Raw genomic sequence first — 13,760 nt, forward strand, 5'->3', positions numbered from 1 at the left:
ATTTGGAAAGGGTCGGGTGACCAGATGACCACTGCAATCGAGGGCATCGTCCCGGTAATGCTGACGCCGATGACCGCGGCTGGCGCGATCGACTGGTCCGGCCTCGACCGGCTGGTCGCCTGGTATGGCGACAAGGGCAGCGACGCGCTGTTCGCGGTCTGCCAGTCGAGCGAGATGCTCAAGCTCACCCTCCCCGAGCGGGTCGACCTGGCGCGGCGCGTGCGCGAGGCGGCGCCCAAGGGCATGCCGGTCATCGCCTCGGGGCATATTTCTCCCGCCCTCGACGACCAGATCGCCGAATTGCGGGCCATGGCCGAAACCGGCATCGACGCGCTGATCCTCGTCACCAACCGGCTCGATCCCGACAATGCCGGCTTCGACGCCTTCCGCGCGGCCCTCGATACCCTGTTGTCGAAGCTCCCTGCGGACCTGCCGCTGGGGCTCTATGAATGCCCCGCCCCCTATCGCCGGCTGCTCAGCGACGATGAGTTTTCCTATTGCCGCGACACCGGCCGGTTCGTGGTGCTCAAGGACGTCTCCTGCGACCTCGATACCGTGCGTCGCCGCGCCCGCCTCGCCGAGGGTTCGCCCTTCAACGTCATCAACGCCAATGCCGCCATCGCCTTTGACGCCATGCGGGCCGGGTCGCGCGGGTTCTCCGGTGTGTTCACCAATTTCCATCCCGACCTTTATGCATGGCTCTATCGTAACCGCGACCGTGACGACCAATTCATTCATGAACTCAAGGTCTTCCTGGCCCTCGCGGCCATGGGGGAATCCATGGGCTATCCCAAGCTGGCCAAGCTCTATCACCAGAGACTGGGCACTTTCGATTCTCCGGCCAGCCGCGTCGTCGACTATGATGTGGAGGAGCGGCATTGGGCCGCAGGGGTGCTTCTCGACCATATCCATGAAGGAACCGAGCGGTTTCGGGCCCGCGTAGAGGCCGGCGGCTGAAGCGATCACGAAGTTTTGGCCGGGCTCTCTTTGCTTGCTTCCGTCGTCTCGGAGCGGTAGATTTGAGACCTTATTGCATAAGAAAAAAAGCCGCGTCGCCCATCGGCGTGTTGTTTTCATTTAGGGAGACAAGCTTGACCATTCGATCGAAATATCTTGGCACCAGAACGGTCCTGGCCGCGGCCGGCCTTTTTGGGCTTTGGGTCGCACCGGCCTCTGCCGATGTGTTCACCGAAGCCCAGGCGGCGGCGGGCAAGCAGTCCTACGCCACCCAATGCGCCATGTGTCATGGCGACGCCCTGCTCGGGCCGAACGCTCCGGCGCTGGTCGGAACGGAAGTCATGCAGAATTTCGATACCGCCCAGGGCATGTACAGCTATATCGCTGCCGCCATGCCGCCCCAGGCGCCCGGCGCCCTCGATGAAGAGGTCTATGTCAACATCATGGCCTATATTCTCGAGGCCAATGGTGCCGTGGCCGGCGACACCGAGCTGACCGCCGATCCCGCTCTGCTGAGCGCGATCAAGCTCGCTGAAGTGACTGCGGGCTCCGGCGCCGCGCCTGCCGCGGACGGCGCGCCCGCTCCGGTCGAGACCGACGTGCCGCAGGCCTATACCTGGGGCCAGACGCTGCCTTCGATCCTGCCGTCCGCGCCGGAAGCGCAAGAACCTGCGGTGCCGCAGGCCTATACCTGGGGCCAGACTCTTCCGACCGTCAATTGAACGGGCCTTTCTTTTAAAAATCTGATCGGAGCCTGAGGCTTCGGCACATTGTGTTGCAATTGGGAGACAGCCATGAACAGTTTCACCCTTAAGACCCTCCTCGCCCTGACGGTCAGTGCGTCGGCCTTGGTGAGCGTGGCCAATGCGCAGGGGGTTCGCGAGGACTATACGCCGGTTACCGACGAGATGGTTCTCAACCCGCCCGAAAACGAGTGGCTGTCCTGGCGCCGCACCCCCGATAACCAGGGCTACAGCCCGCTCGACCTGATCAACCGCGACACGGTTGGCGATCTCGAGTTGGCCTGGGCCTGGCCGATGGCCGATGTGGGCATCCAGGAAACCGCGCCGCTGATGCATGACGGCGTGCTGTTCCTGCAGACCAACAACAACATCGTGCAGGCGCTCGACGCCCGCAGCGGCGACCTGATCTGGGAATACCGCCCGGCTTTGGCCGAAGTGCCGGCCGAATGGGGCTACCAGCTCTATCAGTCGCGCCGCCAGAAGAACTCCATCGCCCTCTATGAGGACACCGTGGTTCTGACCACCGTCGATGCGCGCATCATCGTGCTCGACGCCACCGACGGCAAGGTGCTGCGCGAAGTGCAGGCCTTCGACTACACCGTGGGCTACAGCTACACGGTTGGCCCGATCGTCGTGAACGGCAAGATCATCTCGGCCATTTCGGGCTGCTCGATCTCGGGCACCGCCGGCGGCTGCTATGTGGTGGCGCACGATTTCGAGACGCTCGACGAACTCTGGCGCTTCAACACCCTCGACGATCCCAACAATCCCGAGCAACTGGCAAGCTGGGGCGACGTGCCGCCGGAAAACCGCTGGGGCGGTACGCCCTGGGCGACCGGCTCCTATGACGCGCGCACCAACACCACTTTCTGGGGTGTCGGCATGCCCGCGCCTTACGCCGCGCTCATCCGCGGGTCGGAAGACGGCGATGCGCTCTACACCAACTCGACCCTGGCGCTTGACGCCGACACCGGCGAATTGAAGTGGTACTTCCAGCACCTGCCGCGCGACGACTGGGACCTCGACAGCCCGTTCGAACGCGTGCTGGTCGATCTGGAGGAGAATGGGGAGACCCGTCACCTGCTGATCTCCGTGCCGGGCAAGAACGGCATCTTCTTTGCCCTGGATCGCGACACCGGCGAATATCTGTGGTCGCAGGAAACCGTCTACCAGAACTCGGTCACCAGCATCGATGATGACGGCACCGTCCACACCAACGAAGATCTGATGCTCTCCGCCCTGGGCGAGGAAGTGCTGATCTGTACGTCGGTTTCGGGCGGTAAGCTCTGGCAGGCCGGCGCCTACAGCCCGCTGACCCAGCAGTTCTACGTGCCGCTGACCGAAGCCTGTAACGTGGTTTCGGCGACTCAGACCGAGTTCACCGCCGGTAATGCCACCGGCGCCATGCGCTTCGGTCCGCGTATCCTGCCCGAAGGCATTACCGAGGCCGGTCTGGTCGAGGCGATCCAGGTTGGCGTGACCAAGTCGGAAGACGCCGGCTGGAAGGTCCGCCAGCGTCCGTCGATGACCTCCTCGCTGCTGACCACCGGCGGCGGACTGGTGATCGGTGGCGACGCCGGCCGCTACGTCAAGGCCTGGGATCAGGAAACCGGCGAAGTGCTCTGGCAGCAGCGCCTCAATGCGCCGATCGGCGGCTCGCCGATGACCTTCGAGCTCGATGGCGAGCAGTATCTGGTCATCCCGACCGGGTTCAGCGCCGCCGCTGGGTCGATCTCCTCGGCCTTCCCAGAAATCCCGCTGCCCTCGGGCAATGGCAACTCGATCTTCGTCTACAAGCTGCCCAATTCGGCAAGCTGAGCGACGGCTCGATCCTGAGCAAGAACTGGAAAGGGGCCCAAGGGCTCCTTTCTTTTTTAAGGAGAGCGGAAATGAGACGTTTGGCACCGGCCCTGGTCCTGGGGCTCACTCTGGCGTGCGGCGCGATGCCGGCCCAGGGACAGATGCTGCCCCCGCAACTGCTCGATTCCACCCGCCCCACCCAGGGCGACAGCATCCGCGCCTGCGTCGATGACGACAGCCCCGGCGGGCCGCTGGACCGGGCCGTGGCGCAGGCGATCGGCGACGCGCTGTTCCTCGATGTCGATTTCGTCCCTGCCCTGCGCGGCTTCCCCCTCGACGGCGATGGCTATCTCGCCGAGATGGAAATCCATCTCAACAATGATTGCGACCTGTTCATGGGCATCGCCGTACAGCCCAATTCGCCCTTCCCCGAATGGGCGGCCATGACCCGGCCCTATGCCCAGGTGCCCTTCGTCCTGGTCGTCGCCGACCCGGACTATCGATCGCTGGGCGACATCCCGCTGGGCAGCACCATCGGCACCGCCGTTGCGAGCCTCGGGGAGCGGGTGTTCATCACCTCCATGCTGCAGCGCCCGCGCGAGGAGCGCTGGCGGCGCCTGCCCTATGCCGATTTCGACCTGATGACCACGCGCCTCCTCGACGGCAGCCTCGAGGGCATGCTGCTCTGGCAGCCCGCATGGGTGCGCATCGCCGAGCAGAACGCGGCGGCGAGCCATCTGCGGATCATCCCCCTCGATCCGGTTCCCCAGGCCGTGGTCCAGGTCGGTGCGCTCATTTCGTCCTACGACACTTTTCTGCGCACGGAAGTGGATGCCGCCATCGGAGCGCTCGCCGCGGACGGCACGCTCGACGCCATTCTCGGCGATCTCGGCCTCGACTGAGGCGCCGGTTCAGAGGCTGGAAAATATTGGCCGCAGGATCGGCAGCAGGCGATCGGGCACCAGCACCCCGGCCACCATCAGGATGACGATCGCCGCGAGGACGGGGATTTCCAGCCTGCGCCACAGCCTCGCCCGGTCGGGGAACAGCGCCACCAGCACCAGCCCGCCGGTCAGCCCCGGCAGGGGGAGGGCGTTGATGGCCACCGAGAGCAGCGAGATGTCCTGCACCGCGACGATGACCGTGAGGACCGCATAACCAGCCGTGCGCGGCATGCTGGCGGCGATCCATGGCCGCGCCAGATCGAGCAGCGGCACCAGGGCCAGGCTGATCAGCAGCGCCGCGACGGCAATGGCGACCAGCGCCGGCCGGCCGCCGCGCAATTGCGCCGGGTCGATATGGGCCGGCCGGGCCCAGCCGGCGCGGAACAGCACCGCCATGGCCAGCCCCCAAAGGGAGAGATGGGCCAGGGGGCTGGCCGTCAGCCGCCCTTCCTTTTCCGGCATGGCGCTGCCCAGAAGCCGCGCCATCAGCGCCAGCATGCCTCCATGCAGCGCGACGAAAATCAGCATCCCGGCAATGCGCGAGACGATGGCTCCCATGGTGAGGTCGTGCAACAGGCTCATCGCGGGCTCTCCACGGACATAGCGGCGATCATCCGAAAAGCTCCCCGATGTCGGCCGCATCCTCCGGCCCGCCATCGAGGCCGTAGCGTTCGGCAATCGAGGCCAGCGTGCCGTCCCGTCCCATGGCGTCCATGGCGTCGCGCAGGGCGCGCCTGAGGGTAAGATCGCCCTTCCACAGGCCGAAGGCGAGGGGGAAGCGGGCGAAGGGCGGCTCGGGGAGCCAGAGGATGCGCGCATCCTCGTCCAGCGCCAGCGTCGCGATGGTGAAGCGGTCGCTGATCGCTATATCGGCCGCCCCGGTTTCGAGCGCTGCCACCAGATCGCCCGGTGCCCGTGCCGCCAGGGTCCTGATGCCGTTTTCGCGCAGGAAGCCGCTGAGTGCCAGCCGGTCCAGCCCCTGGCTGCCGGGGAGGACCGCCGCGGTGCCCACCGGCCCGAGGGCTTCCCCCGGCGGCACGATGGCTGCCCATCCGGTTTCCACGCCGGTCGGCAGGAGTTGCAGGAAGCCGCGCGTCGCCGCCGAATCGACCACCCCGCCGGCGATCACCGCGCATTGGGCGCGGGTGAGGCGCCAGTTGCGCGGATTGAAGTCGCGCCCGATGGCGGGGTTGATGTTGAGGGCCAGCCGCAGGCCCAGCCGCTCGGCCAGGTGCTGCAGCACCTCGATGTCATAGCCCGGTGCGGCCGGGTCGCCGGTGACCAGCGGGGCGGCGCTTTGCGGCACGCAGACCCGCAGCGTGCCGCTGCGCCGCACCTCGCCCAGCGAGGTGTCCGGCGGCAGGAAGGTCGCCGCGAATAAGAGCGCCGCCACCACGAGGATGTTGATCGCCCCGGGCAGCCAGCGCCGGCTCTGCCTGATCGGCCTGGGGGTTCTCATCGGCGCCTGAAATCGAGCCATGCGATGAAAAAGAAGGCCACGGCCAGCCCGATGATGACCGCCGGTCCCAGGCGCGGATCGAACTGATGGAAATTGATCAGCACCCCGCGCAGGGCGTCCACCGCATAGGTGATGGGATTGATCTCGACCAGGAACACCAGCCACTCGGGATAGAGCGCCGCGGTCTGGGCCCGGGTCAGCGAGGGGTCGAGGGGAAAGATCGAGGACGAGCAGAAATAGAGCGGCAGGATGATGGTGTTGGAAAACACCCCGAACCCCTCGAAGCTGCGCACCCTTGCCGCGAGGATGACCCCGAAGGAGGTGAGGCCGAAGGAGAGGCCGAACATCAGCAATAATGCCAGCCCCACCTGGCTCCAGCTCAGGGTGATGTCGGCGAAGCGGGCGAGGATCAGCACCAGCCCCCCATGGGCGGTGGCGATGGTGCTGCCCCCGAGGATCTTGCCCAGAAGGATCAATCCCCGCGGCACCGGGGACACGAGGATGGCCCGCAGGAAGCCGAACTCCCGGTCCCAGATCACCGACACCGCAAACAGGATCGAGGTGTACATGATGTTGAGGACGATCACCGCCGGAAACAGGAATTGCAGATAGGTATAGGGGATGACGAAGCGGACTTCGCCATAGACCTCGCCGCGGAAATAGGGGTTGAGGCCGATCCCCAGGATCAGCAGCCAGATCAGCGGCCTGGAAACGCCGCCGATCAACTGGCCGCGATCGCGAACCGCGCGCATCACCTCGCGCAGCCAGATGCCGTAAAGCCCGCGGGCCAGGGGGATGAGATCGTTCATATCGCCTGTTCCCCCACGCCGGCCGCCGTGTCGTCGCCGGGTGCCCGATCCCGCAATTCGCGCCCGGTGAGCGAGAGGAACACGGTTTCGAGACTGGGTTCGTCGATCTGGATCTGCCGCAGCCGCGTGCCATAGGTGGCGAGGAAAGCGTCGAGCATGTCGGGCGAGGCCAGCGCCACGCCGAGCCGGCCGCCGGCCAGGGAGCGGATGTCGGGATAGGCGGCGCGCAGGGCCGCCTCGGTCTCGGCGTCGCGCGGCATGCAGCGAATCATCGAGGTGCCGTGCCGGGCCCGCAATTCCTCCGGCGTCCCATTGGCCAGCAGCTTGCCGCGATCGATGATGCAGATGCGGTCGTGACCGGCGACCTCCTCGACATAATGGGTGGTGATGAGCTGGGTGAGATTGCGATGGGTGCGCAGATGTTCGAGATAGGACCAGATGCGGGCCCGCGTCTGCGGGTCGAGGCCGACTGTGGGCTCGTCGAGGAACAGGATCCGGGGCTGATGCATCAGGGCGCGCGCGATCTCGAGCCGCCGCTTCATGCCGCCGGAAAATCCTTTGACGATCTCGTCGCGCCAATCGCCGAGCTCGACCAGGTCGAGCACCTCGTCGATCCGCCGCGCCCGCTCGCGGCGCGGGAGGCCATAGACGAGTCCGTTGAATTCTAGGTTTTCCCAGGCGGTCAGCCGCGTGTCGAGACTGGGGTCTTGGAAGACCGCGCCGATCCGGCGCCTGATGGCGTCGGGCTGGCGCGCGAGGTCGACCCCGTCGAGCATGACGCGCCCGCTATCGGGCTTGATCAGCGCGCACAATATGTTCATCAGCGTGGTCTTGCCGGCGCCGTTCGGGCCCAGCAGCGCCACGCTGGTGCCCTCCTCGATGCTGAGGCTGATATCGTCGAGCACCTTGCGCCCGGCAAAGGCGTGGCTGAGATGGACGATCTCGATCCCGCTGGCGGTGTGTGGGGTCACGTTTGGTCTTCCTTCGCAAAGCGGGTGTCGATGCGCTTTGCGAAGGAATGTACGGATTGCGGCGCGGCCCGGCAACACGCGTCATCGCGGTCCCGCCCACCCGCCGGGAGCGGCACGGGGTCGCAGCGCGTGCCGCGCCCCGGTGCCGGTCCTATTTTCCCGGCCTCGTGGAGAGAGGCGCGCGGAACCTGGCAATGTCCGCGCGCCATTTGGTATGCCTACTCTCCAGGCTGATACACTATTTCCTCAAGATCCGGAATGGAGTCAATAAATCCGTATTTCAGAGCAAGCTCAGCGCCGAGCTCGAGGCTTTCCGGTCCAAAATCCGTGCTCCAGAGCGAAAGATCCACAGACTCAGCAAGTTCTTGGCTTACATTATTGTTGAATCGAGGAAATGCATCCCTGACTTCGTCTGGATTCTCACTGGCATAGGCCATGGAATTGTTGATCGCCCGAATAAAAGCATCCACGACATCCGGCCTCTCCTCGATGAGTTCACCGGAGGTGATATAGACCGACAGCGGAAAACCCTTCTGAGTGTCGAGGAGTGGATTGGCTATGATGCGCAACCCACTGTTCTTTCCCACAGTAAGAAAAGGCTCGACTGCAAACCCGGCGTCGACACGGCCAGCGCTGACGGTCGGCACGACGTCGGGGAAGCCGAGTTCGATGAATCCGACGTCATTCAGGGGATCTTCGACACCGGCGAGTTCGAGTGACCGTAGAACGGTGACATGAGGCGCATTCCCGAACGTGTCGACCGACACGCGGAGCCCTTGGAGATCAGCCATGCTTTGGATGGGGCTGTCTTCTGGCACGAGTACGCCGTGGGCTGCGCTTGTCTCATCGCTCTCCCCTATCGTGCCTGAAGCGATCGCATAAATATCGAGGCCTCGCGAACGCGCTGTAAGAAATGAAGTCTGATTGGAAAACCCAAAGTGGTACTCGCCGGCAATGATTGCCGTAACGATGTCTTGGCCGGCCGGCTCTGGTTTGAACTCGACCTCCAGTCCTTCGTCAAGGAAAAAGCCCTGCTCCGCTCCAATGAACGCCGGTATCATCGGGCCAATAGGCAACGTGCCGAGAACGATCTTATAGGGATTGTCGGGCGACAAAGTGTCCTGAGCGACAGCAGCGGTGCCGGTCAACGCCATTGAACCAACTGCCAGCAGCCCTAAAAAAAGCATGCGGTGCGATATCATGTATATCCTCCTTCAATACGGAGTTAAAGATTGCACACGCGTATCTGCGTGACCAATACAGCCTGCGGCTTTGAGCAAGACAAAAAACGTTGCGCAGTCCGAGATGGATTTAATAGCCGAGTAGAAACCCGATGGCGCTGTGCGGGCGGGCCCCGTTGCAGATCTCAGAAAATTACACGCATAAAAATGCCAAAGTAATTCTATGCTGTTCTGATTATTGAGGTGACCGAGTATAAAATTGTACTAGAAGCTGCCGCACTTGTTCTGCCAGTTCATCGAACGGGCCATCAACAACGATATCATCAACAACTTCACGGATTGGAATTACACGAACTTTCGACGCTGGGGCTTCCAGGTCTGCATGCCATCGCGTCAACTGCTCCGATGAGCTGATGTAGACGATCCGCCCAAGCCCTGCCCAACCATGTGCCGCAGCGCACATGGCGCAATGTTCCGCCGTGGTGTAAACCGTTGCCTTGGCCCTTTCGTGAGGGGCCATGTTTTGCGCAGCCCATCTGGCGATCGCCAATTCCGGGTGCTGCGTGCGATCGTCTGCTGTTCCGCGGTTGCGATCTTCGAAGATAACGTTGCCTTCAGCAGAAACGAGCAGCGCTCCGAAGGGCGGACTGCCCGCAGCGAGAGCCTCCTGAGCGAGTTCTATGCAGCGCTTCAAGTATTTTCGGTCGATAATCTCGGTCATTTTGCACCGGAAGCAGACGATCACTGGGCTGAAGGATTGTAGACGCCGTAGGGATCGATGAAAAGCGAGCGAATGGGATGACCCTGAGCGATGCTCGATACAATCAGACTAAGGTTTTTGCGGGCGCCCAGCTAAATACCAGTCGATAATCTCGCTTCCTGTCGCGATCCAGACATCATTTCGCGACGAAATATGCTCAAGCGCCCTCGCAAAGTGTTTGGCTCTGTAGGGATGCCCAACAAGGAAGGGATGCAACGGGATTGCCATCACGCGGCCGGTGGTGGCGCCGTCCTCGTATAGAACGTCGAACTGATCCATAAGGTTTTGGGCATAGGTTTCGGCGCTCTGCTTCATGTCCAGGAACGTTGGAATATCGTTCATCTCGGCGCTGTAGGGGATGGATGTCATCCGCCCGGAGCGGACGCGCATGGGGTATGGCTGCTCGTCGTTCACCCAGTCTGCGACGTAGTCGATTCCATGCTCCGCCAACAGGTCCAATGTATGAACCGTTTCCGCCATGACGGGCCCCAGCCAACCTCGTGGCGGCCGACCCGTATGATGGGCGATGGTCGCGACCGTCTGGGCGATGATCGCACGTTCCTCTTCCTCTGATTGGTCATTGAGGAGCACGGAATTGGTTATGCCATGCCCCATCCATTCCCATCCGGATTCCAGCCCCGCTTCAATGACCCTTGGATAGAGTTCGCACACTTGCGAATTGAGCGCGACGGTGCCCTTGAAGCCATATCGATCCATTATTTCGCGCATGCGCCAGAAGCCGACGCGAAGGCCGTAGTCGCGCCAGCCGTAGTTCAGCACATCGGGCTTCAGTCCGAAGCTGGCCATGCTGATGGGGGTGGCAGGCCGATCGAACAGGAAGTGCTCAAGATTGGGAATAGTCCAGACTGCAACCCTGGCTCCGTTTGGCCAGACCAGTTTTGGGCGGTCGACAATAGCGGAATAGTCGAAACGACCATGCTCGGGAGGAACATCGGTCATCGTACATTTTCCAGGCCATTTAGATACGCGAGGGTTTCCTCGAGCCCCACCACATCGGCATATTTGACATCGAGATCGAACAGGCTCTGCTCATGGGCCTGGGTCGACCGGTCCCCGACCGCCTCCCGGACCACCATGGGCCGAAACCCGGTCTGGCAAGCGTCCACGGCGCTGGCCCGCACGCAGCCGCTGGTGGTGGCCCCGGTCACGATCAGCGTATCGGCGCCATAGGCGAGCAGCCGCGACACCAGATCGGTGCCGAAAAAGCACGAGGCGTATTTCTTGACCAGAAGCGAATCTCCGTCCTGCCAATGCAGCCGCTCATCGAGCTCCGGGCCGTCGCCATCGGCGACCAGCGTGGCGGTGCCGCTCTGCTTGAGCGCCCAGATGCCGGCATCCTTGAGGTTCTTGTTCTCATAGCTCACCGTGGAATAGATCACCGGCGCGCCGGCCGCATGGGCGGCATCGATCAGGGCGTTGATCGCCTCCACCTGCGCGTCGAGATCGGATCCCAGCGGCCGCTTGGGATCGGTGAATGCCTTGACGATGTCGACCACCAGGAGGGCGGGCGTCTTGCCGAAGCCGATCCGGTGCCCGAAGCCGCGCTGGCGGAAGAAGTCGGTTTCGTCGGAATAAGATGGGGTGCTCATGGCCAAGCTCCTCGGTTAGGCGGTCTGCGCGGTGTTGGTGCGCATGATCTGGGTGTAGACATGGCTGCGCAGTTCGAGGAACTGCGGCTCGCTCTTGGTGGTGATCTGGTCGCGCGGATGGGCGAGGGGAACGTTCAGCGTTTCCTTGACCGTGGTCGGGCGCGACCCCAGGACGACGATATGGTCGCCCAGATAGACGGACTCGTCGATGTCGTGGGTGACGAACACGATGGTCATGTTGTACCGGGCGCGCAGCCGCAGCATCAGGTCCTCGAGGTCCGAACGCGTCTGCGCGTCGACGGACGCGAAGGGCTCGTCCATGAGCAGAATTTCGGGCTTGTAGGCGATGGCCCGGGCGATCGCCGTGCGCTGCTGCATGCCGCCGGACAGCTGCCAGGGATATTTGTCCATCGCATCGGCAAGGCCGACCGACGCCAGCGCCTCCTCGATCCGCTCATCGCGGTCGCTGGCGGCGAGACGCTTCTTGCGCAGCGGGAAGGCGACGTTCTCCCGCACTGTCATCCAGGGATAGAGCGAGCGGGAATAATCCTGGAACACCAGCGCCATCGATTCCGGAGGCTCGGTGATCGGCTTGCCGTTGAGCAGCACCCGGCCCTTGCTCGGGGCGAGCAGGCCCGAGAGGCATTTGAGCAGCGTGGTCTTGCCGCAGCCCGAGGGGCCGACGATGCAGGTGAACTTGCCGGCGGCGAACTCGGCGGTGATGTCGCCGATGGCAACGAAATCATTATAGGACTTGCCCAGTCCTTCGACACGCAGCATGAAAGCCTCCCTAATTTCTCGACGCGGCTGCCCGGGAGCCGCGATGCCATGCCAGCAGGCGCGCCTCGACAAGCAGCAGGATTGTATTGAGCAGGATGCCCAGGATTCCGAGCAGGATGATCCCGGCCCACATGTCGGCGATGTCGAAGGACCGCCGCGCCCGCCAGATCGAATAGCCGACCCCGTTGGTCGCGGCGACGAACTCGCTGATCACCATCATGATCACCGCCAGCGACAGGCTGGTCCGCAGTCCGGCGAAGATCGACGGCATGGCGCCGGGAATGAGCACGTGCAGGATGCGGTCCCTGAGCGGGATGCCGTACATGCGCGCCGTCTCGCGCAGCAGCGGATCGATCCCGCCCACCCCGGCCATGGTGTTGAGCAGCACCGGGAAGAAGCAGACGAGGCCGATCAGCGCCACCTTGGCGGTGTCGTCGACCCCAAGGACGAGCAGCGTCAGCGGCAGCAGGGCCGGGGGCGGCAGCGAGCGGAAGAAATCCACCAGCGGGGCCGTGGCGATGCGCGCCCGGCGCGAGGTCCCCAGCACGAGGCCGATGGCGATCGCCAGGATCGAGGCGATGAAGAAGCCCAGCAGCAGGCGCCGCAGGCTGGGCCAGATATCGGCCGTCACCTTGGCCCCCAGCCAGTCCTCGACAAAGGCCGACAGGATGACCTGGAGGGGCGGGAAATAGATGTCGTTCCGCGGCGCGGCCCAGACGGCATAGGCGGTGATCAGGGCGGCCGGAACCGCCAGTTCGAGCGCCAGGTTCAACAATTGACGGCGGTTGAACTTCATGGGGTGACGCTCCTGTAGGAGGGGTGCCAGTGCAGCAGGCGCGCCTCGATCACGGCAAACATCGTGTTGAGCGCCCAGCCGAGCAGCCCCGAGGCGAGGATCAGCGCATAGACATTGGGCACATTGGCCCCCTGGCGGGCATTGATGATCATCAGGCCGATGCCCGGTATGCCGACCACGATCTCCATGGTCACGACGATGATCAGCGCCACCGCCGAGGCGATGCGCAAGCCGGTGCCGATATAGGGTGAGGCCGAGGGCAGCATGATGCGCGTCCAGATATCGCCACGCCCGATGCGGAACGAGCGCGCCGTTTCGAGCGCCGTGGGGTCGATGTCGCGCATGCCGTAAACCGTCTGGATGAGGATGGGCCAGAAGGCCGAAAACGCGGCCAGGTAGATCTTGGCCTCGACATTGGCCCCGATCAGCAGGATCGCCGCCGGGATCAGCGCCACCGAGGGAATCGGCCGCAGGAATTCGGTGGTGAGGCGCAAGGCGGAATAGACGAGCGGCGACGCGCCCATAGCAAAGCCGATGGGCAGCGCGAACACCGCTGCCAATAGGAGGGCCGCAGCCCAGCTCGACAGCGTGTTCCACAGCGCCCAGTGGAATTCCGGCTGGGTGATGAGGTTGGACAGCGCCCAGACCATTACGCTGGGGGGCGGGAAAAAGCGCTGCGGCAGCACGCCCAGCCGGACCACAGCCTCGAAGGCCACGACGAAAATGGCGACGCCCGCAAAAGGCAGCAGCATGTCGCCCATGGCCGGCCATCTCGATCGGGTCCGCACTTGCGTCTGGCTGGTGCTGGTCATCATGCCTTGCTCCAGGCGTGGGGACGATGGGGCGGAATGCCTCCACCCGTCACCCTTCCCGATATAGCAGACGGTGCGCTCGGGCTCCGCCTAAATCGTTGGACTGGAAACATGAATCCCTCAATGGCTCGATATCGC

15 protein-coding genes are annotated in these 13,760 nt (G+C 63.7%); 4 read left to right on the top strand and 11 right to left on the bottom strand.

Translation table 11 applies throughout. From position 1 onward, the window contains the following. Positions 1–24 precede the first annotated feature (24 nt). The 4 genes from DVH29_RS03805 (at position 25) to DVH29_RS03820 (ending at position 4,402) form a co-directional block, all read left to right on the top strand. Entirely contained in the window at positions 25–957 is a 933-nt protein-coding gene (locus tag DVH29_RS03805) for a dihydrodipicolinate synthase family protein (protein ID WP_114644827.1), read from the top strand. Positions 958–1,091: 134 nt separating this feature from the next. Beyond that, on the top strand, positions 1,092–1,679 hold the full coding sequence (locus DVH29_RS03810) for a c-type cytochrome (RefSeq protein ID WP_114644828.1): 588 nt from the start codon (positions 1,092–1,094) through the stop codon (positions 1,677–1,679). Between the two features lie 72 nt (positions 1,680–1,751). Next, positions 1,752–3,518 (top strand): pyrroloquinoline quinone-dependent dehydrogenase, encoded by a 1,767-nt coding sequence (locus DVH29_RS03815; protein ID WP_114644829.1) that lies wholly within the window; start codon positions 1,752–1,754, stop codon positions 3,516–3,518. A 71-nt stretch (positions 3,519–3,589) separates the two neighbouring features. After that, positions 3,590–4,402, top strand: a complete 813-nt coding sequence (locus DVH29_RS03820) for a substrate-binding periplasmic protein (RefSeq protein ID WP_114644830.1) — start codon at positions 3,590–3,592, stop codon at positions 4,400–4,402. 9 nt (positions 4,403–4,411) lie between these two features. On the opposite strand, the gene DVH29_RS03825 is transcribed toward DVH29_RS03820, so the two are convergent. The 11 genes from DVH29_RS03825 to DVH29_RS03875 form a co-directional block, all read right to left on the bottom strand. Beyond that, complete coding sequence (locus DVH29_RS03825; RefSeq protein ID WP_114644831.1) at positions 4,412–5,026, bottom strand: zinc metalloprotease; 615 nt, start codon at positions 5,024–5,026, stop codon at positions 4,412–4,414. Between the two features lie 28 nt (positions 5,027–5,054). Beyond that, complete coding sequence (locus tag DVH29_RS03830) at positions 5,055–5,903, bottom strand: substrate-binding periplasmic protein (protein ID WP_158541548.1); 849 nt, start codon at positions 5,901–5,903, stop codon at positions 5,055–5,057. Further along, positions 5,900–6,712: an ABC transporter permease gene (locus DVH29_RS03835; RefSeq protein ID WP_114644833.1), complete on the bottom strand. Its 813-nt coding sequence runs from the start codon at positions 6,710–6,712 to the stop codon at positions 5,900–5,902. The genes DVH29_RS03830 and DVH29_RS03835 overlap by 4 nt, the downstream gene beginning before the upstream one ends. Continuing rightward, positions 6,709–7,683 carry an ABC transporter ATP-binding protein gene (locus DVH29_RS03840; protein WP_114644834.1) on the bottom strand — a complete coding sequence of 325 codons (975 nt, stop codon included), beginning with the start codon at positions 7,681–7,683 and terminating at the stop codon, positions 6,709–6,711. Before DVH29_RS03840 ends, DVH29_RS03835 begins: the two co-directional genes overlap by 4 nt. 218 nt (positions 7,684–7,901) lie before the next feature. Next, positions 7,902–8,885, bottom strand: coding sequence for an ABC transporter substrate-binding protein (locus tag DVH29_RS03845; RefSeq protein ID WP_114644835.1), 984 nt, complete (start codon positions 8,883–8,885; stop codon positions 7,902–7,904). Between the two features lie 214 nt (positions 8,886–9,099). Then, positions 9,100–9,585: a nucleoside deaminase gene (locus DVH29_RS03850; RefSeq protein ID WP_114644836.1), complete on the bottom strand. Its 486-nt coding sequence runs from the start codon at positions 9,583–9,585 to the stop codon at positions 9,100–9,102. A 108-nt stretch (positions 9,586–9,693) separates the two neighbouring features. Further along, a complete protein-coding gene (locus DVH29_RS03855) occupies positions 9,694–10,584 on the bottom strand; it encodes a polysaccharide deacetylase family protein (protein WP_114644837.1) in 891 nt (296 codons plus the stop codon). Beyond that, entirely contained in the window at positions 10,581–11,234 is a 654-nt protein-coding gene (locus tag DVH29_RS03860) for an isochorismatase family protein (protein ID WP_114644838.1), read from the bottom strand. Before DVH29_RS03860 ends, DVH29_RS03855 begins: the two co-directional genes overlap by 4 nt. A gap of 15 nt (positions 11,235–11,249) precedes the next feature. After that, positions 11,250–12,014, bottom strand: coding sequence for an ABC transporter ATP-binding protein (locus tag DVH29_RS03865; RefSeq protein ID WP_114644839.1), 765 nt, complete (start codon positions 12,012–12,014; stop codon positions 11,250–11,252). 10 nt (positions 12,015–12,024) lie between these two features. After that, on the bottom strand, positions 12,025–12,810 hold the full coding sequence (locus tag DVH29_RS03870) for an ABC transporter permease (protein WP_114644840.1): 786 nt from the start codon (positions 12,808–12,810) through the stop codon (positions 12,025–12,027). Next, entirely contained in the window at positions 12,807–13,625 is an 819-nt protein-coding gene (locus DVH29_RS03875) for an ABC transporter permease (protein WP_245944867.1), read from the bottom strand. The genes DVH29_RS03870 and DVH29_RS03875 overlap by 4 nt, the downstream gene beginning before the upstream one ends. Positions 13,626–13,760 lie beyond the last annotated feature (135 nt).

The sequence above is a fragment of the Pelagibacterium lacus genome (assembly GCF_003345525.1).
In the GTDB taxonomy this organism is placed as follows: domain Bacteria; phylum Pseudomonadota; class Alphaproteobacteria; order Rhizobiales; family Devosiaceae; genus Pelagibacterium; species Pelagibacterium lacus.